Annotated in this window: 15 protein-coding genes; 6 read left to right on the plus strand and 9 right to left on the minus strand. The window is 46.4% G+C overall.

Translation table 11 applies throughout. The annotated features are described in order from the left end of the window. Positions 1 to 217: 217 nt before the first annotated feature. Positions 218 to 3,031, minus strand: a complete 2,814-nt coding sequence (locus LC20001_RS07835; protein ID WP_244901102.1) for a helicase C-terminal domain-containing protein — start codon at positions 3,029 to 3,031, stop codon at positions 218 to 220. A 318-nt stretch (positions 3,032 to 3,349) separates the two neighbouring features. Between LC20001_RS07835 and mvk the strand changes: the two genes are divergently transcribed. The 4 genes from mvk to fni all read left to right on the plus strand — a co-directional run bounded on the left by mvk (position 3,350) and on the right by fni (position 7,861). After that, a complete protein-coding gene (gene mvk, locus LC20001_RS07840) occupies positions 3,350 to 4,321 on the plus strand; it encodes a mevalonate kinase (RefSeq protein ID WP_010011194.1) in 972 nt (323 codons plus the stop codon). Further along, entirely contained in the window at positions 4,314 to 5,288 is a 975-nt protein-coding gene (gene mvaD, locus LC20001_RS07845) for a diphosphomevalonate decarboxylase (RefSeq protein WP_010011193.1), read from the plus strand. Before mvk ends, mvaD begins: the two co-directional genes overlap by 8 nt. A 354-nt stretch (positions 5,289 to 5,642) precedes the next feature. Further along, the gene (locus LC20001_RS07850; protein WP_010011192.1) at positions 5,643 to 6,716 is read left to right on the plus strand and encodes a phosphomevalonate kinase; all 1,074 of its coding nucleotides are present in this window, start codon (positions 5,643 to 5,645) and stop codon (positions 6,714 to 6,716) included. 101 nt (positions 6,717 to 6,817) lie between these two features. Next, complete coding sequence (gene fni, locus LC20001_RS07855) at positions 6,818 to 7,861, plus strand: type 2 isopentenyl-diphosphate Delta-isomerase (RefSeq protein ID WP_010011191.1); 1,044 nt, start codon at positions 6,818 to 6,820, stop codon at positions 7,859 to 7,861. Positions 7,862 to 8,006: 145 nt separating this feature from the next. Here fni and LC20001_RS07860 read toward each other — a convergent pair whose 3' ends face one another. The 7 genes from LC20001_RS07860 to LC20001_RS07890 all read right to left on the minus strand — a co-directional run bounded on the left by LC20001_RS07860 (position 8,007) and on the right by LC20001_RS07890 (position 14,428). Further along, positions 8,007 to 9,365, minus strand: coding sequence for an RsmB/NOP family class I SAM-dependent RNA methyltransferase (locus LC20001_RS07860; protein ID WP_010011190.1), 1,359 nt, complete (start codon positions 9,363 to 9,365; stop codon positions 8,007 to 8,009). 18 nt (positions 9,366 to 9,383) lie between these two features. Beyond that, a complete protein-coding gene (locus tag LC20001_RS07865) occupies positions 9,384 to 10,364 on the minus strand; it encodes an ABC transporter permease (protein WP_010011189.1) in 981 nt (326 codons plus the stop codon). A 64-nt stretch (positions 10,365 to 10,428) separates the two neighbouring features. Further along, a complete protein-coding gene (locus tag LC20001_RS07870) occupies positions 10,429 to 11,199 on the minus strand; it encodes a hypothetical protein (RefSeq protein WP_010011187.1) in 771 nt (256 codons plus the stop codon). A gap of 93 nt (positions 11,200 to 11,292) precedes the next feature. Continuing rightward, the gene (locus LC20001_RS07875) at positions 11,293 to 11,637 is read right to left on the minus strand and encodes a metal-sulfur cluster assembly factor (RefSeq protein WP_029507650.1); all 345 of its coding nucleotides are present in this window, start codon (positions 11,635 to 11,637) and stop codon (positions 11,293 to 11,295) included. A gap of 64 nt (positions 11,638 to 11,701) precedes the next feature. Continuing rightward, positions 11,702 to 13,021: a diaminopimelate decarboxylase gene (gene lysA / locus LC20001_RS07880; protein ID WP_010011185.1), complete on the minus strand. Its 1,320-nt coding sequence runs from the start codon at positions 13,019 to 13,021 to the stop codon at positions 11,702 to 11,704. A gap of 137 nt (positions 13,022 to 13,158) precedes the next feature. Then, positions 13,159 to 13,344, minus strand: coding sequence for a 2-hydroxymuconate tautomerase (locus LC20001_RS07885; protein ID WP_010011184.1), 186 nt, complete (start codon positions 13,342 to 13,344; stop codon positions 13,159 to 13,161). 196 nt (positions 13,345 to 13,540) lie between these two features. Further along, entirely contained in the window at positions 13,541 to 14,428 is an 888-nt protein-coding gene (locus LC20001_RS07890) for a YitT family protein (RefSeq protein ID WP_003677987.1), read from the minus strand. Between the two features lie 230 nt (positions 14,429 to 14,658). Between LC20001_RS07890 and LC20001_RS07895 the strand changes: the two genes are divergently transcribed. Further along, positions 14,659 to 16,086, plus strand: coding sequence for a C69 family dipeptidase (locus tag LC20001_RS07895; RefSeq protein WP_010011183.1), 1,428 nt, complete (start codon positions 14,659 to 14,661; stop codon positions 16,084 to 16,086). Between the two features lie 317 nt (positions 16,087 to 16,403). Next, positions 16,404 to 17,906 carry a glutamate/gamma-aminobutyrate family transporter YjeM gene (gene yjeM, locus LC20001_RS07900; RefSeq protein WP_010011181.1) on the plus strand — a complete coding sequence of 501 codons (1,503 nt, stop codon included), beginning with the start codon at positions 16,404 to 16,406 and terminating at the stop codon, positions 17,904 to 17,906. A gap of 38 nt (positions 17,907 to 17,944) precedes the next feature. Here yjeM and pbp4 read toward each other — a convergent pair whose 3' ends face one another. Then, positions 17,945 to 19,930 (minus strand): penicillin-binding protein PBP4(5), encoded by a 1,986-nt coding sequence (gene pbp4 / locus LC20001_RS07905; RefSeq protein WP_010011179.1) that lies wholly within the window; start codon positions 19,928 to 19,930, stop codon positions 17,945 to 17,947. Positions 19,931 to 19,959 lie beyond the last annotated feature (29 nt).

Here is a 19,959-nt window from a genome sequence, read left to right on the forward strand (position 1 = left end):
CTACTTCACAATCAAGGTAACTTATTTAGCGAAAAGCGCTAATAAGTTTCGATGTTACGGACGATGACCATTCTTGTGGCAAGGATCGTACCGCAAGAAACATGGCTCTACTTCACGATCAGACTTTGATCAGTGACTATTCTTTTAACGAATTGGACCATAAAACCTACGCACAATTATTATAGCAGATTTTACAATAACATTTGGCTAGAAAAATTTAAACTTTCCTTGCAAAAAATTCGTCAGTTGTCGCTGCGACTTCCACTAAGCTAGCCGTTGATTTAGGTAGTGATGCCGGTAAGGTTTTCAGCATCCGCTTGCCATAGGCGGTGGTGACGATGCGATCATCCAATACGATCATCACACCGCGATCAGCACTGGTACGAATTAAACGACCAAAACCTTGATGCAAACGCAAAGTTGCCTTAGGTAAAGCCTCCTTGAAGAAGGGATTTAACTTAGCCGCCGTCAATTGACGGTAGCGTGCCTTGGTCAAAATACCATCTGGTGCTTCAAACGGTAGCCGCGCAACGATCAATTGTTCCAAAGCTTCCTTCGGTAGATCGATGCCTTCCCAAAAACTACCAGTACCTAAAAGAATGCCGCGGTGACTTAAACTAAATCGCTTGGTGATCCGTTCCTTACTACCAGTCATCCCTTGGGCAAAAATCTCCCGGTGTAACGGTAAATCAGTCTGCATCAACGCCCGATAAACTTCAGCGATCATCTGCAGGGAATTGAATAGAACCAAAGTTTGCCGTTGATTGTTTTGGGTGAGTTGATAAATCGCCCGCGCCACATAATTAGTATAAGCGTGGTCAGCAGCACCACGAATTGCCGGACCATCGTTGACCACGAAAAAGGCAGCCTGTCGTTTATAACGAAACGGACTGGCAAACCGCTTTTCAATTACAGCAACATCCGCTAATCCCATCTGTTGCTTGAAATAGTCAAATTTATGGGCAACAGTCAACGTCGCCCCAGTGAAAACTGGCGCAGTAAAGTGCTGACACATAGTTTCGACAAGCGGTGTAATATCCAACTGGCTTAGTTGTAAAGTCAAACTAGCCGGATCACCGTAATCTTTAGACGTCAACCAAACTAATCGTCCACCATCAGGTTGTGCTAACTGTGTAAACACCTCGCGTAGCAACGTACGTACCTGCAATAGTTCCTGGATCTGTTGGTTAAAATCAAGCCACAACTTTTGCTCACTAACTAGCCAACTAGCTTGTTCATTTAATAGGCGCTGACTTAATTTGTCAGCTAGTAACAAACAATCGTTGAGTAAGCGCCGTAATTTTTGTCCAGCACCTTGATTAGCTTGAACCCAATCAGCTAATTCGGCTTCATCTAGTGAACGTTCAATATAGCCATTACGTTGCTCCGCCGGAATCTGTTCAAAGATAAAATCAGCATGTAATTGATTTTGTAACTGCAATAATAACTGACTAAACTCATTTAAACCATAATCCAGTGAGATCACATTGTAACGGGCTACTGGATCGTCCGCTAGCAAATCGGCTAATGATGGTTGGCCTTCAACTCCCATCAAGGATTTGTGTAGGCGTTTGATCAACTGCATGATCGCCCCACCAATAATCTGTTTACTGCTAGCTTTTAAAGCCGCATCGGGAAATTGCTGGGCCTCATCAACTACTAAATAGCTTCCTGCAGGGAAAAAGTGATCATCCGCGACATGCTGACTTAAAAAGGCGTGATTTGTTACCAGCACGTCTGCCTTGGCCTGCTGTTTACGCGCCGCCAACCAGAAATCATCAGCGGCAAAGGGATCATCTTTACTGATTACTTCATGACTATGATGACTGATCTCCGCAAATAGCGGTGAATGATATGTCGTCAAATGCAGTTCCGCAAAATCACCAGTTTTAGTCATGGTCAACCAAACTAGCAGTTGCATTTTTAACAGTTGAATCTGCTTAACTTTATCGGCAACGGCCAACGATTGACTAAACTTAGCCAGATCAATGTAATGTTGTGGGCTTTTTACGATTGCCGCTTGCAAATCAATATCGAGTAATTGATTGAGCAACGGAACGGTTTGCTGGACAAATTGGGTCTGTAAAACCGCTGTTGAGGTGCTGACCACTAACTGCCGCTGCCCTTGCAGGCGAAAACTAAACGGCAATAAATAGCCCAACGACTTACCTAAGCCGGTGGCGGCTTCAAGGATCATCGGCTGCGGATCGGCCGCATAATTAGCGTAGATCATGTCCATCATTTTTCCTTGCGTCTTGCGCCACTTCAGTAATGGCTGCAAATAATGCTTTTTGGCGGCATCAGTCGCGGGGTATTCTTTCTCGGCCGTCGTCAAACGCGTTGTTGAAACTGACTTTTTGCGCAAAGCTAACCCATGACTGACATATAAATAGTCCGGTAATGGCTGATCATTGGGCTGCGCTTGAACGGCAAAATACGCGCCGGTTTCCCGGGCTGAGCGCGTGGCACATTTAGCCAAAGCTTGTCGCGTGACTAAAGGCAAATTCGCCAAACGCTGACTCAACGCAATAAATAATTGTGCCGTCACGGCAGCATCACTATCAGCCTGATGAGGATTGGTGTGTTCGATCGCCAATAACTGAGTCAGATCACTAAGGCGATAACTGATCGCCGTCGGCAATAAAATTTGCGCTAGCTCAACCGTATCAATTGCCGCTAACTGCAGTGCTGGTTGACCGACACGCTGTAATTCAGCATCTAAAAATGGATAGTCAAAATTAACATTATGGGCAACAAAAACTTTATCCTGTAACAACTGACTGATCGTCGCGGCCACATCTTCAAAGTACGGTGCTGCTTTTAACCGTTTATTCGTCAGATGAGTCAGCTGCAAAATATTTGCCGGCACCTCACGCTCAGGATTAATATCTAACGCGATCTGATCGATCATTTTACCATGTTGGACTAAGGCACAGCCAAACTGGATGATCCGATCCCCGTCTTTAACGCTGGTTCCGGTGGTTTCTAAATCGACGATGGCGTAGATCGAGTCTTTATTCATGCTCGTCATCTGGTCTCTTTTCTTTAAATTTACTAAGGAATTAGCCTTGGCGCACCTTTAGCATTTATCGCTAGACGCCCGCTAAAACAACTAATAAAAATAGTAGCATTTTCCGGCCGCTACGGCAATCTACGACTGTATGATCATTTAAATTTTTATGTAAGCTATTTCATCTCTGTACAACTAGTATTTACTTTATTCACGACAATGTATAAACTATTGATGAGCACTAAGCTAAAAATCGCAATCAGCTAGCACGGAAACACTAAAGCTATAGTGATCGCCGCAAGCGGCATAATACTTAAAAATATAGAAAAGAGTGGCGCAATGACATTAGAACAAGGTATCGGTGTGAGCAACGCCAAAATTATTTTGATTGGGGAGCACGCTGCCGTTTATGGTAAACCAGCGATCGTCGTGCCCTTGACCGCAGTCAAATTAACTGCCGTTACGACCCCGATCGCACAAGGCCAATTAATTGAAAGTAATTATTATACGGGTCCGTTAGCAAGAGCAATTAACAGCTTTGCTGGAATCAAAAAGTTGATTCAAACCATTTTAGAACGGTTCAATCAGCAGCAAGCCAACTTTAAACTCACCATCACCAGTCAGATCCCGGCAGAACGGGGGATGGGCTCTTCTGCAGCGACGGCAGTGGCGGTTACCCGAAGTTTATACGATTTTTTTGACAAAAAATTAAATCGCGCTACCTTATTAGAACTAGCTAATGTTGCTGAGACGGTCACCCATGGTGCGCCTAGTGGCATGGACGCTGCCACTACCAGTTCAACGGCGCCCATTTGGTTCGTCAAAGGCCACGCTAGCTACAATCTGCCGATCAATTTAAAGGGCAACTTAGTGATCGCCGATAGCGGCATTCGCGGGCAAACTGGCCCTGCCGTAAGAACCGTGCGTGAGCGAATGGCTGATTTTCCGCAAGAAACCAGCGTCTTTATGGATCAATTAGCTGAATTAGCGCTATCGACCCGTAAAGCGATCGCGTCGCAACAACTCGCTCAAGTGGGCCAAAACTTCACGACCGCCCAATTGATTTTACAAACGTTAGGCGTTAGTAACGAAACCATCGATCATTTGGTTTTTGTCGCCCAACGCAACGGTAGCTTAGGCACTAAATTAACCGGCGGCGGCCGCGGTGGCTGCATCATCGCCTTAACCGCTGACCAAGCCAATACCGACCGCCTATTAGCCGCCTTAGCTGCTGAAGGTGTCACCCAAACTTGGGTCCAACCCTTGGCGCACCTTAATCAAACTATTAATCAGGAGTATGATCATGAATAAAGCAATCACCGCCCGCGCACATACCAATATCGCCTTGATCAAGTATTGGGGCAAACTCGATGCCGATTTGATCATTCCACAAAATAGCAGCCTATCGCTGACTTTAGAACCATTTTACACGGATACGACCGTGCAATTTTTACCTGAATTGACCCACGACCAAATCAAGATCGACGGTCAATTGCTGAGCACAGCTGCCGGCCAACGGGTTCACACCTTCCTTGACTTAGTCCGCCAACGTGCTGGCCTGACCGCCTTTGCCCAGGTCGATTCAACCAATCATGTGCCTATGGCTGCAGGGTTGGCTTCGTCAGCGTCTGGCTTTGCTGCCTTAGCGGCTGCCGCCAGTAAAGCTGCTGGCTTAGAATTAAGCTTGCCTGAATTGTCCCGTTTGGCCCGCCGCGGCTCTGGCTCAGCGACGCGCTCCATTTATGGGGGCTTTGTTGAATGGCAAAAAGGCCACGATGATCTAGATTCACAGGCGGTCCCTTTTCAAGAAAAAATTGATTTCGATATTCAAATGATCGCCATCTTATTGGATCCACGGCCGAAAAAAGTCGCTAGTCGTGCCGGGATGGCGCAAGTCGTGGCCACGTCACCTTATTATGCGGCCTGGCCACCGACTGCGGAACAAGATCTGATCGCCATGAAAGCCGCAATTCTTAAAAAAGATTTAAATTTAATCGGACAATTAGCTGAAGCTAACGCAATGAAAATGCACGCCACCACGCTTAGTGCCAACCCACCTTTCACTTATTTTGAATCAGAAACTTTGACCGCTATTGAATTAGTGCAGAACTTGCGCAATAATGGGGTTTCTTGTTATTATACTATGGATGCGGGTCCGAACGTGAAAGTCATCTGTTCGGCCAAGGAGACGCCCGCGATCCTCGCGCAACTCCAGCAGCACTTTCCCGCCGATCACTTATTGGTGGCTAAGCCTGGCCCTGGGGTCACGTACATTTAAACAAAAGCGAGTGTGACATAAGGCGCCCAGCTACTACTTCACAGGAGCAGTTGATTTTCGTACCGAAAATCTTCGATGTTTCGGACGTTGACCATTCTTGTGGCAAAAATCTTGCCGCAAGAAACATGGCTTTGAGTATTAGCCTAGAGCGGCGAATAATTCACGCAGTGATTATTTGACGATCGTAGCTAAGCGGAAAAAGTTGCCTTATGGTACACATTTTAGCTATATTGTTCGGAAGTACAAAGAAAGAGTTTGACATAAACGATTTATGTCAAAAACTCCTAGGGGCGAATGCATGCACCAACTTGTGTACGCCCCTTATCTATTTTGTGGTTGAAAGGAAATGATTGTTTGATAACGGCTCAGGCCCCTGGCAAGCTATATATTGCGGGTGAATACGCAGTTGTAGAAACTGGTTTACCCGCTGTTATTGTCGCATTAAATCAATTTGTGACAGTCAGTATTGAAAAAAGCGCCGATTATGGCAGTATTATGTCCAAGCAATATCAGGAAAACTCATTGTATTGGTCACGTCAAGGTGATGAAATGGTTTTTGATAACCGGGATAATCCATTCCATTACATCCTTTCGGCAATTCGCTTAACTGAAAAATATGCGTTGGAGGCTGGCAAGCGACTTTCTTTGTACCATTTGCGAATCAACAGCGAGCTCGATTCAGCTGATGGAAAAAAATACGGTTTAGGCAGTTCCGCGGCGGTGACCGTGGCGACGATCAAAGCCTTACTCGCTTACTACGAGCTACCCTTAAGCAAAGATAAACTTTATAAATTAGCGGCGATCGCCCATTTGGACGTCCAAGGTAATGGCTCATTAGGCGATATTGCTGCCAGCGTTTATGGCGGTTGGATCGCCTATCAAGCCTTTGACCGTGACTGGCTACAAGCCATTCGCCGTGAATCAAGTCTGACGGAATTGTTAGCTTTAGAGTGGCCGCAGTTGAATATCGAGCTACTGACACCGCCAGCTAATCTACAACTGATGATCGGTTGGACGGGCTCGCCGGCCTCGACCTCACAATTGGTTGATCGGATCACGATCGCCAAGGCCAAAAAACGCGCTGACTACCAAAGCTTCTTGGAACAAAGCGCCGCATGCCTGCAGACGATGATCAATGGGTTTAAACAAAAAAACTTAGCCGTGATCCAAGCACAGATCAAGCGCAATCGCGAACTGTTACAGCAATTAAGCGACTTTAGTCAGGTGTCGATCGAAACACCTTTATTACGAAAGATGTGCGATCTAGCTGAAGGATTTGGCGGCGCTGCTAAATCTTCTGGTGCTGGTGGTGGTGACTGCGGTATCGCTATTATTGATGCCGCCCTTCCCATCCATCAGTTAGCCACTGATTGGGAGCGAAATGGCATTGAACGTTTGGCTTTAGCCGTCCACAACGTCACATTATAGCGAAAAACCGCCAGGCACTGACTTGGCGGTTTTTCTTTGGTAAATGGCACTGATTTCTGATCTAAATTATCCTGAATTGTGAAGTAGAGGAGGCCTTTAAAATGACAAAACTATCCGCCCACGCCCACCGCAAAGATGAACATGTCTTTTTAGCTGAAAAATTTTATCATTCGGACCGCAATGATTTTGACCAAGTGCGATTTGTCCACCAAAGTCTACCGGAGATTGCCTTGGCTGAAGTTGACTTAACTAGTCAGTTAGCTGGGCAAACGATTGCGGCGCCATTTTACATCAACGCGATGACCGGTGGCAGCCCACGGACCCAAGTCTTGAATCAGCAATTAGCGACGCTCGCCGCGAAGCTTAATATTCCGCTAGCTACCGGCTCACAAAGCGTGGCGTTAAAAGAACCTGCCTTAGCACCAAGCTTTGAAATTGTTCGCCAAACTGATCCAACTGGTGTGATTCTAGCTAATTTAGGCGCCGATGCCACCTTAGCCCAAGCTGAACAAGCAATTGAGATGTTACAAGCTAATGCCTTACAGCTCCATCTAAATACTCCGCAAGAAATCGTGATGCCCGAAGGTGAACAACGCTTTTATTGGTTGGATAACTTAGCTACGTTGATTGCTAAGACAACAGTACCGGTAATCGTCAAGGAAGTCGGCTTCGGTATGAGTCGAGCCACGCTAGCCCAGTTAGTGGCGATCGGCGTGCAGTACGTTGATCTCGGTGGCCGTGGGGGGACGAATTTTGTTGAAATCGAAAATGCCCGCCGGCCGCAACGTGAGCTGGACTATTTAGCTGGCTGGGGCCAATCAACCGTCGAGTCACTGCTAGAAAGCCGTGCTTATCAGCAGCAACTCACAATTTACGCCTCTGGCGGCGTGCGGCAACCGCTGGATATCATCAAGGCCCTCGCCTTAGGGGCGCAAGCCGTGGGCGTTGCCGGGACTATTCTACATCATTTGCAAAAAGACGGCATGGCGGCCACAACAAACTTATTACGGGGCTGGATCGAGCAATTAAGGGCGATCTGCGCCCTACTTGGCTGCCGCACGATTAGTGAATTACCGCAAAAGGCCGAATTGATTTTCAGCCCCGAACTGTTAAGCTACATGCAGCAACGGCAAATAAAATGGTGACCCAAATAGCGAGTGTGGCATAAGGCGCTCAGCTTTTTCCGCTTAGCTATATTGTTCGGAAGTAGAAAATAGGCGTTTGACATTAATTACAGATGTCAAACGCCTATTTAATTTCTGAGCAATATCATTAAAATGCTGATACACGCTATTCTGCCACATCCGCGACAAAGCGCAGGCCTTTGGGGAAGAAATTCTTCATCGTCGTACCAGTTAGCTTGCCAAAGCCGACTGATTTATCTTGGTAACGCAATAAATACCAGCCCTTGCCGGTAGCGTCTGTGGTAAAGGTTTCGCCGTGAACGTACTTAACGTATTGAGCCGTCGTTAAATCTAATTGTTGTGGGGCCGACGCTAACGTCAACGCCAAGGCGTAAGCCGGCTCAAAACGATTGCGTTTAAACTCACCTAATGGCAAGCCGGGGCGAACGACTTTTAACCCTTTTAACTCCACGGCCAGTGGTTGGGCAAATAAATGATCACGGTGCACCAGTAAATGACCAAAACTTGTTGTTGGTAGCATAGTTTTAGCAAAATCTTGCCATAATGATTGCTGTTCCTTAGTTAGTGCAGGTGCAGCGTGTTTACGCTGCTTTTTAGTCTTATTTGCTGCGACAACTGGGCCATCCGCCAAGCGTAATTTGGCCATGAAATGGCCTTCACCGTTAAATAAATGCGGGAAGAGACGTAGGGTCCCTGCCAATTCAGGATTACCATCCGCCCATTCTGGCCGGCCTGCACTCATCCCAGCTTGCCGTGTGATCGGCACCACGCTTAGTGGATACTGTTCCAGTAACCAAGCGATGATCTGCTCGTCTTCTTCTGGGCTAAAAGTACAAGTTGAATAGATCAACTCACCACCAGGCCGTAGCATTTTCAGTGTTTCGGTTAGGATCTCACGTTGCCGCTGAGCACAGGCAGCCGGATAATCGGGCGTCCAGTATTGCTTAGCCCCAGGATCTTTACGAAACATACCTTCACCAGAACAAGGCGCATCAACTAAAATACGGTCAAAGTAACCTACAAACTTTTTAGCCAGCCGTGCGGGAGTCTCATTAGTGATCACCGCATTTTCGATACCAAAACGTTCCACATTTTCGGCTAAAATTTTGGCGCGTTTAGGCATGATCTCATTGGCGACTATGAGGCCTTGTTGTTGCATAAAACCAGCTAGATGCGTCGTTTTACCACCCGGTGCCGCACATAGATCCAACACGCGTTCACCAGGTTTAGGCGCTGCCACTGCCCCGACTAACATCGCACTTGGCTCCTGGCTATAAACATAACCAGCCTGATGATCAACTTGACGCCCATTAACTGCGCCATAATAACCCCACTGCGTCATTGGCACCGGCTGGGTCAAATCTAAATTAACCGCCTGCGGATTGGGCTTTAATGGATTGATACGAAACCCTTTATAGCCCTGATTCTGAAAACTAGCCAAAAATGGTGCAGCCTCTGCGCCTAATAATTGTTGATATTTTTCGGTAAATCCTTCTGGTAACAAACTTTTTCCCCTTTTCGTCTAACGTACTGGTAATCGCTTTAAGGTATGCCGCAAGCGTAACGCATAATATAAGGCGCAAATCAGATAATTGATCACTAACAAAACTGTTAATAGGTCATACTGCAAAATATACAACCGCCAAGCACCGACTAACCCGCCAAGAATAATGGCAACTAGTGACCACACCGCAAAATGCCGTAATTCCCGCCAATAAAAAGCAGCCGCATCATCAGTGTAAAAGCTGGCAGTTTTTAACATCCGCCGCGCCAAAACTAACCATAATTCAGCTACACCAACAAACAAAGCCACGATCAAGATCAAAGCCCCACCAAACCACCAATATTCCTGCAACCAGGCAAGACCGACAAACGGTGTACTTTGCGGTACTAAGTGCTTAACTGAAGTCGCGTGAAATAAATGTTTAAATGTGGTCAAATGAGCCAGTTTTGGTTTTCCATCCAAGCGAATATCAAAATTACGCAAAGCTTTGGTACTCAGGCTTTGCTGCGTTGAGGTCGAAATAAAGATCATATCGTCTAATTGACTGTCTTTTTTTGTCCCCACCACCCCAATCACCGATAAATAACGGTCACCATATTTAAGATAACTTTGATTGGTCGGGGTATACAACTTCTGCGCAACATTTTGACCCACCACCGCCACTGGCACTGGCGAAGTAAAGTCACTGTCACTGAAAAAACGGCCCGAAACTAACGGCAAAGTCTTAAAATTACCGGCACCGTACATAAAAATTGTATGTGAATGTGGCCGCCGATATTGAACTTGATAGTCGGTTAATTTAGTTTTGGCAGCTAATTGCTGGTTAGCCGCCACGATCGTTTGATTACTGCTTGTCTTGATCACTTGCGCGTTGGTCGATAAACCCGCATGATCCAATAAATCTTGATAAACGACTCGATTCATCTGACTAAAAAAGAATACACCTAAAAAAGCAACAAGCGCTAGCAATCCGACCAAAATCGATTTACGTTTTAACAAGTCCTGTTCACCTATTTCATGATAATTATTTAATTACAAGCATATACGGCCAGCCACCGAATGTCTAGCGTATCCAAAATAACTGTTCCTGCACTAAGTCTAAGGTTGGAAAATAGCTGTTCAAAGTAGCGACTTGCTCATTTTGTTGAAAATAGGCGTGTTGCCAAAACGCAGCACTATTGGTACAGCCGTTACGTTCACCAATGCATAACAGTGGAATCTGTGGCGTATCCTGTCGCATTAATTGCAATAATTGCCAATCGATTGGCACACCATCAGGGCTCCAAACCATCAAAACATAATCGATCTGGTGGCGGTATTTCCGGTAAGCCGCTAAAGCATCTAACTGTTCGATCGGCGTCAATTGTTGCTTGCCGGTTTCATTTTCGGCTACCCAACCCAGACTATCAGTTGCATAAACTTGCTGCTTAAACTGGCGTAAACCATAACTCAAATAACCGTTACCCGCCATTACTTCAAGGTAACGTTTACCCGGTAAGCGCGCGATTACAGCTGCTGCAGCTTGGGTAATTTGCCCCCAAAAGCCAAATTCATCCTGTAGAAATCCGCGATAGTCCTGTAGACAGCGATCCAAGCGCTGAAATTCATCCGCTGATTGTGTAAAATCCTGTTGCGGTTGCGCAAGTGCCCATTCAACTAAAACTGCTTCCGGTAAAATTAAATTAGGCAATTGCTGGGGTAACTTACCCTGGGCTAACCGCATAATATTACGGCGAATACCGTCTAACCGTTGCGTGGCTGCTGGTAACGTTGCAAAACGCTGCCGCAGTATTTCAACTTCCTGAACATACTTGCTTGAACTTACATCCTGCACACGTGCACCCCTTTTCTGTATAGAATGTACTTGCCACTTCTTCACGAAAAAAAAGAGTCAGACAATTGCTTGTCCCACTCTCCTTAACTATGTTTAACGAATCCCTAATGCGATCCGTGCGTAACGACTCATTTTATCAACTGACCAAGCTGGATACCAAACTAATTCAACCTCAACGTCCTTAACTTCAGGAACTTCACTTAATGCCTGATTGATCTGTTCATTCAATAGATCAGATAGTGGACAGCCCATTGTTGTTAAGGTCATCTTAATGTGGCATAACCCTTCTTCGTTCAAATCAACACCATAGATCAAACCAAGGTTAACAATATCGATACCTAATTCAGGATCAATGACCGATTCCAATGCCGTTAAAATATTATCACGAACGGCATCGACTTCAGCGTCTTCCTCAGTTGGGGCAACATCTTTTTCAATTTCACTCACAGGACTCACCTCTTTTACTTTCCCTCATTATACTTAAAAAAAGGCAATTGAGCAATCATAAATGAGAAGGGCTTTCATTTACGTCAAGATGGGCCATGTCCGCATAAGTTTCACGCTTGATCACCAGCCGGGCTTGACCGTTTTCGACAAAGACCACCGCCGGCCGCGGATTACGATTGTAGTTACTGGCCATCGAGTAACCGTAGGCGCCAGTCACAAACATCGCCAACACATCGCCGGGCTTACTTTGCGGTAACGGTAGGTCCCAAACTAACATATCGCCTGACTCACAATACTTACCGGCGATTGAAACGGTTTCTACCGGTTCTGCTTCTGGTGCGTTGGCTAAAACCGCCGTATATTTTGCTTCATAAAGTGCTGGCCGAATATTATCGCCCATGCCGCCATCGACCGCTAAATAATGGCGGATGCCCGGGAGATCTTTGCGTGAGCCGATTGTATACAACGACGTTCCCGCTTCAGCGACCATTGAACGCCCTGGTTCGATCCAAATTTCTGGTAACGGCAATTGAGCTGCGGCCGCTTGATTCTTGACGATCTTAACGATATCCCGCACATAGTCCTGCGGTGCTAACGGCTGATCTTCAGCGGTGTAGCGCACGCCGAAGCCGCCACCTAGGTTCAACACTTGCGCGGTGAAACCTTGTTGCTGCCACTGAGCCAATAAAGCGATCATCGCTTCCGCCGCCATTTCAAACCCTTTAGTCTCAAAAATTTGTGAGCCGATATGACAGTGGACCCCGCGGAGATTCAGCCGTGGTAAGGCTTGGACTTTTTCAAAAGCGGTCGTTGCTTGGCCGCTCTTAAGGTCAAAGCCAAATTTAGAATCTTCTTGGCCCGTCATGATGTATTCATGCGTGTGGGCTGAGATCCCTGGTGAGATCCGCAACAGCACATCGATTGTTTTGTCTTGGGTCGTTAAAATGTCGTTCAACAAGTCGATCTCATGGAAATTATCGAGTACGATCGTACCAACACCTGCGGTAACGGCATATTCCAGTTCCGCCGCTAACTTATTATTGCCGTGGAAGGACGCGGTCGCCAGCGGGAAGCCGGCTTGTTGCGCCGTGTAGATCTCGCCGCCAGAAACGACATCACAACCAACACCTTGTTCTGCCAATAATTGATACATCGCGATCGCGGTGAAAGCTTTACTGGCGTAGGTCACTTTGTAAGCCACGCCGGCTGCTTCAAACACTTGTTTAAATTCAGCGATCCGTTGTTTGATCAAAGCCACATCATAAACCACTAATGGTGTGCCGTATTTATGAGCCAGTTCAAGTGTATCCACCCCGCCAATACTCAAGTGCCCGGCTTGATTGGTCGTTTGGGTGCCATATTGATAGTAACGCAAAACATCCCCTGCTTTCATTTTTTATCGTGTGCGCAAGTCAAATGATCTAGTGCTCAGCCGCGTAGGTCCCTTTAACCAGTGCCTACCCAGCCTAGCAAAAACGGCGACCACTAGGTGTCACCGTTTACTTATCTATACTATTTAGCACCTTTTTCTTTACCGGCAACAAAATAATGATCATGCGGCATTTCATTTAAGACGATATGGATATCATCGGCGGGCACGTTGGCGTTTTTGGCGATCGCCGTTGTGACGTCAGCCGCCATTTGTTTCAATTGTTCTGGTGTCCGACCAGCTAATAGATCGATATGGACTAATGGCAAATTGATCACTTCTCTTCATTTAAATTTAATCTCTAAAGCGTATTTAGAAAATACCGTTAAGTTAGTTTGGTATAAACATGGTTGAAAAAGCAGATTTCTGCGCCTAGCTATGCAAGCTAAACCCATCACTGCGTGCTACTTATCGTCTTGCTGGGCTAGTGCTCAAAATCCAAACGCTTTTTCAACACACTCTAAATTATACCGAACTTTTAGGCGTTTCTGCAAGTTGACTTTTACGGTCTTCATCCAAAAATTCACCTAAAACTTGGGTGGTGTTTAAAATATTGACAAAAGCCGCGGGATCAACGGTTTTGACTGCTTGTTCAATATCGTATAGCTCGTAACGGGTGATCACGATCATCAGCACATTGCTGTCTTTTTGCGTGTAAGCGCCGCGGGCCGGTAAAATCGTGATACCGCGGATCAAGCGTTCGTGAATGGCTTTGATCAAGGCGGTCGATCGTTGGGTCACGATCATCACCGTCACTTTTTGCTGGCTGGTATTGATACTATCGATCACCCGCGACATGCAGTAAATGGAAATGATCGTGTACAAGGCGCTGGACCAACTGATGGTAAAGCCGGCGATCACCACGATCAAACCGTTGATCGCCATCATCAGCGTACCGATACTTTTACCAGTCGTCTTCGCCAAAGCAAAGGCGACGATATCCATCCCGCCGGTGGAAAAGCCGTATTTCAAGGCGTAGCCGACGCCGATCCCGGTCAAGACGCCGCCGATGATCGCGTTCATCAAGGGATTAGCTGATAAGGCGTGGATCGGCAAGCCCACCGAGAGCAGCGACGTTAATGCCGCCGTTAAAATACTGAACAGCGTAAAGCCACGGCCGATTTTGAACCAGCCTAACCAGCCGATCGGTAAATTAAAGAGCAAGATCCACCAGCCCGTTTGAATCTGCAAATTCGTAAATCGGGCTAATAAGGATGACACTAACTGAGCCAAACCGTTGACCCCTGAGCTAAATACTGCTGCCGGGATCAAAAAATTATTCAACGCCACTGCCACTAATAAACTGGCGATCAAGGTAAAGCTGATCTTCTTACTTAATTCATTTTTAGTCATCCACGCCTATCTCCGTTTCACAATTAATTATCGCTAATATTTCCTGTCAATTCATTGTACTCAATCCGGCTAGACAACGGTCTTTTATGATGATTTTCTTTGTTAATTCTCATTTATTGAAATAAATAATTTAGATTTGCTCATCTAATCCTCAGAAAGGTAACCATAGCCATTTAAAATGGTATAATTATGCTGCTATTCCCCAAATTTATGTATAAAGGAAGCTTAATATGCAAAAACAATTGTTAACTAATCTATCTGCGTGCACCAGTATTTTAGTCGGCAAAAAAGCGAGCGCTGACGGTTCGATCTTTATCGGGCGCAACGAAGACAGTAAAGCCGCGTGGCCCAAACATTTTGTCAGCCATCCGCGGCAGACCCACACCACGGCGCCGGTTTTTAAATCAAACGACACTGGCTTCACCGTGACCCTGCCCCGGGAACAAGCTAAATATAACGCGACGCCGGAATGGACGGCTGAATTTGGCCTGTTCGAAGAAGACGGCTTTAACGAATACGGCGTGGCGATGAGCGCGACTGAAAGTGCCTACGCCAACGAGCGGGTGCTGGCCTACGATCCGCTAGTCGAAAACGGCATCGCCGAAGAAGCGATGGTCACCGTGGTCCTCCCTTACGTCAAAACCGCGCGCGCCGGCGTGCTGCGTTTAGGCGAACTGGTTGAACAATATGGTACTGCCGAAAGCAACGGTATTTTATTTGCCGACAACGATGAGGCCTGGTACATGGAAACTGCCACCGGCCATCATTGGGTCGCGCAACGGATCCCCGATGACGCCTACGCAGTCGTTGCCAACCAGCTGGCGATCCAAGTGATCGACTTTGCCGCTCCGGCCAATTTTTTAAGTTCCACTGGTATTCAGGAATTTGCGGCGGCACACCACCTCTGGCAGCCGGACACGCCCTTCAATTTCCGGGAAATTTTTGGCACCCACACCGCCAGCGATTTTGTTTACAATACCCCGCGGGTCTGGTACGGCCAGAAAATTTTAACACCAACGCACAAGCAAAAGCCGCAAAGCGATGACTTACCGTTCATTCAGCGTGCTGACAAACCGATCACCTTTGAACAGATCGCGCAAATTCTTGGCTCCCACTTTCAAGGGACCAAATACGACCCGGTGGGCAGCGGCAAAGCCAAAAGCAAACGCAAATTTCGGCCGATCAGCTTGGCCAAGACCCAGGAATCGCACATTTTGCAAATTCGGCCGGCGCTACCCACAGCCCTAGCTGATATTCACTGGCTGGCCATGGGCGTGACGGCTGAAAGCATCTACGTGCCCTTTTATGCCGGCGCTGATCAAACTCCTGCCGACTACCAGATCGGGGCGCAAACGTACGATCCAAAATCCAGTTACTGGCTGTATAAACTTGCGGGTGTGCTTGTTGACAGCCATTATCATGAGTTCAATCAATTGTTAGCCGCGGTCCAAACCGCCACGCACACGCAATTGTTGACCCAACTAGCCCAGCACGACATGGCCGCCAAAACCGCCACTGATCTAACGGCCTACTTAAATCAGGCTAACCAAAAACACGCTGACTTAGCGCGGGCTAACTTCGAAGCCTTGATTGCCGACATGGTGACCAAAGCCACCGATCTTTCGCCATTGAACTACAACACTGACGAAAACCTGTAACAAACGAGTGTGACACAAAGCGTCCAGCCTTATGGCACACGTTTTAACGATATCGTTCGGAAGTGCAAAAACGGAGTTGGTACATAAACGACTTATGTCACAACCCCTTGGGCTAAATTATGATCATTAATTGTGAAGTAGAGCCATGTTTCTTGCGGTGACTGAAACGGTTTGAGTTGAAGAAACGCAGTTGCGGGCCTATGCAACTACGTTTCTTGATTTCGCCACAAGAATGGCATCGCCCGTAACATCAAGAAGTTTATTAGCGATTTAGGCTAATAAACTTTACCTTAATTGTGAAGTAGAGGAAATTATAAATGGAAAAACAAAAGAAAATCACCGTGATCGGCTTGATCTTAATGATCTTTGGCTCGATCTTCGGTTTTGCTAACACCACTGTTGCCTATTACCTAATGGGTTACGGTGGCATTATTTGGTACCTTTTTGCGGCAATTTTATTCTTTTTACCATCGTCATTAATGTTCGCCGAGTACGGTTCTAGTTTCAAAGAAGTCCACGGCGGCATTTATTCCTGGCTGGCCGAATCGATCGGCGAGCGGCCAGCCTTTATTGGCACGTTTATCTGGCTGGCTTCGTGGATCGTCTGGATGGTATCGACGGCGTCTAAAGTGTGGATCCCTTTTTCCACCTTTGTTTTTGGCCATGATCAAACGCAGACGTGGTCGTTTTTCGGGCTGACTCCGACGGCGACGATCGGCTTGCTGGGCATTTTATTCTTCCTATTGATCACCTTGCTGGCCACCCACGGCGTGCAACGGATCTCGCGGATCGCCTCATTTGGTGGTTTTTTGATCGCCTTATTGAACGTCGCTTTTATTTTGATCAGCTTGCTCGTACTGTTTAAAAACGGCCTCCACCTTGCGCAACCGGTTCAAGGGCTGCATAGTTTTGTGTCTTCGCCGAATGCTGATTACCACAGTTTGATCGGAATGCTATCCTTTGTTGTTTTCGCAGTCTTTGCTTACGGCGGGATGGAAACGATGGGCGGGGTCACTGATAGCATGGAAAAACCAGAAAAGACTTTCCCGAAAGGCTTGATCATCGCGACCGTTTTGATCGCGATCAGTTATGCGTTGTCGATCTTTATTTGGGGCATCTCCGCTAATTGGCAACAAGTTTTGAACAATAAAACGACTAACCTCGGTAATATTACTTATGTTTTAATGGATAATCTCGGTTATTACTTTGGCCAAAGCTTCGGTTTTTCTTCGGCTACCGCACATTTGATTGGCGTTTGGTTCGCCCGGGTCACTGGTTTTGCTATGTTCTTCAGTTATCTCGGCGCCTTTTTCGTATTGATCTATTCGCCGCTGAAATCCTTCGTCCTCGGGACGCCAAAAGAACTCTGGCCCAAAGGTTTCGCCAGCACCAACCAAGCCGGCATGCCGGTCAAAGCCATGTGGACCCAAGCTATTTTCGTTTCGATTCTTATTTTCATCGTTGCTTTTGGCGGCCAGGATGCGCAGGTTTTCTATAACGTTTTGACGCAAATGGCCAACATTTCCACGACTTTACCGTATTTGTTCCTGGTCACCGCATTTCCTTACTTCAAGCGGCGCCAAGACCTGCAACGGCCATTTGAAATCTACACCAACCAAACGTGGACTTGGGTCATTACGATCTTAGTCGACCTGGTGCTGGTGTTCGGTATTTTATTCACGATCGTTCAGCCGTTGTTGGAAGGTCAATATTTAGATGCTTTCGAAATGGTCATCGGGCCGATTGTCTTTGGCTTGATCGCTTGGCTAATGTACAATCATTATGATCACAAAATACATTTGCGGCCAGCTGCTAAATAACTAAAAAACGACTCTCAGAATTGAGAGTCGTTTTTTTGTTAATACAAGGTTTCAACGTAAGGTTTCATGGCTGTGACCACAGCTTCACTACCAGTACCTTCCATCATTGCCACCATTAAGTAAGAATTATTGTCAGCATCCGCAGCCATTAAGAAGCCGTTTTGTTCACCATCGGTATCTTGTTTTTGCTTTAATTCTGCGGTACCCGTTTTAGCGGCAATATTGTGGCCACTGATTGCTAAATCATGCGCGGTTCCTTGTGCGTCAGCGACAACCTGGACTAACGCCTGCTCAACTGCTGTCGCACTTGCTTTTTTCAGCACTGTTTGCTGTTTAGCCGTTTGATTCAGTAGTAACGTTGGCAACTGCATGGCGCCCGCATTAGTCACCGCACTATACATCATGGCTTGTTGAATCGGTGATAACAACAGTTCGCCCTGACCGTAAGCAGTATCAGCTAAAAGAATCTGACTGGCTAGTTTACCGTTACTGGAAATTTGGGCATTATTCATGGTCAAAGGTAAATCCGTTTTGGCCTTAAAAAATGGTTGCAGACCTTTTAAATAAGCTGAGCTGCCCATCTGCAAACCAACTTGAGCAAACCAAATATTGTCCGAATTGACTAATGCTTGAGTCATGTTTTCACTAGCAGCATCGGTCACCCGTGTCACTTGATAATTACCCCAGCTGCTGTCTTTTTGCCACTTCAATCCACTGATTGATTTAGTTGTGTCAGTGGTGATCGTCCCGTTATCCAAGGCGATTCCTGCAGTCAGCATTTTAAAAGTTGATCCTGGTGCATACCGCTGGGTAAAGCGGCTCAAAAATGGCTGATCCGCATTTTTAGCATATTTATTATAATCCGTCTGGCTGATGCCAGTGGCAAACAAGTTAGGATCATAGCTAGGTGAGCTAACCAAAGTCAACAACTGACCATTCCGTGGATCCATGGTGACTACCGCGCCTTTTTTATCGGCTAATTGTTGGTACGCTTTGACCTGTTTCGTCCGATCAATCGTTAGTTTGATCGTTTTACCATCGTGTTTTTTAGTTTTTAACAACGTCCGGCTAACGGTATCACCGTTGTTGATGGTGATCGTGCCGCCATCTTGTGCTTGTAATTGCTTGTCGTAGTAGCGCTCTAAGCCCGTTTTACCGATCGTATCGCCGGTATGCAACTCGGGATGTTTTTTCAGATCAGCCGCTGTGACTTCACCGACATAACCGATCAATTGTGCACTAGCTGCACCTGTAGGGTAAGTCCGCGCTGAAACTGCACGATAAGTGACCCCCGTCAAACTAGGCTTGGTCGTCACTGTTTTGATCGGCACAAAACTATCGTCAGTGACCCACTGTTGTTGCAGTGATTGCTTCAAAGTCGCCACACTAACATCAAATTGTTGACTAATTTTACTTAAACTAGTGTTGCGCGTGGTGCCACTACCTAATTGGCTCGGCACCATGCCGGCTTGGGTCACTTGACCATCGACAGCTAAAGCTTGGCCATTACGATCAACGATTTTTCCCCGTTCGCCTTGTTGCCACTGCAATTGAACCGTATCAGTCCCATTCATATGCGGAAAAAGCAACGCTGGCGTCCACAGTACGCGCCATTTCCCCTTAACTAACTGAACCGTTGCTTGATAATGCTTAACTTTCAAAGCACCAATCATTGTTTGCATGTTCAAATTAAAGGTCATCCGATAACGTTTAGCGCTTTGCTGTGTCACCTTTAACTGCTTAACTTGCATGTTACTGGCCCCAATCTGACCAAAAACAGCCACATTGCGGGCAACGACTTTTTTAGCGGTATATTGGTAATCGCCACCACTTAATTGATTTTTGTCCACTTGGTCCATCATTTTGGTGAAATCTTGTTGGCTAAACGCTTTTGTATAAGTAGCGGCCACCTTTTCTACAGCTGCAGTAGTTTGTTGCCGTTGGTGCCAATGATAATAATAAAAGCCACCCCCACCAAGTAAAATAGCGGCAATTAAGCCGAGCAATAAGTATTTTTTACGCATCCCTTTACCTCGATTCTTGATCATTTTAG

This window comes from Loigolactobacillus coryniformis subsp. coryniformis KCTC 3167 = DSM 20001 (genome assembly GCF_002706425.1).
GTDB classification, from domain to species: Bacteria; Bacillota; Bacilli; order Lactobacillales; family Lactobacillaceae; genus Loigolactobacillus; species Loigolactobacillus coryniformis.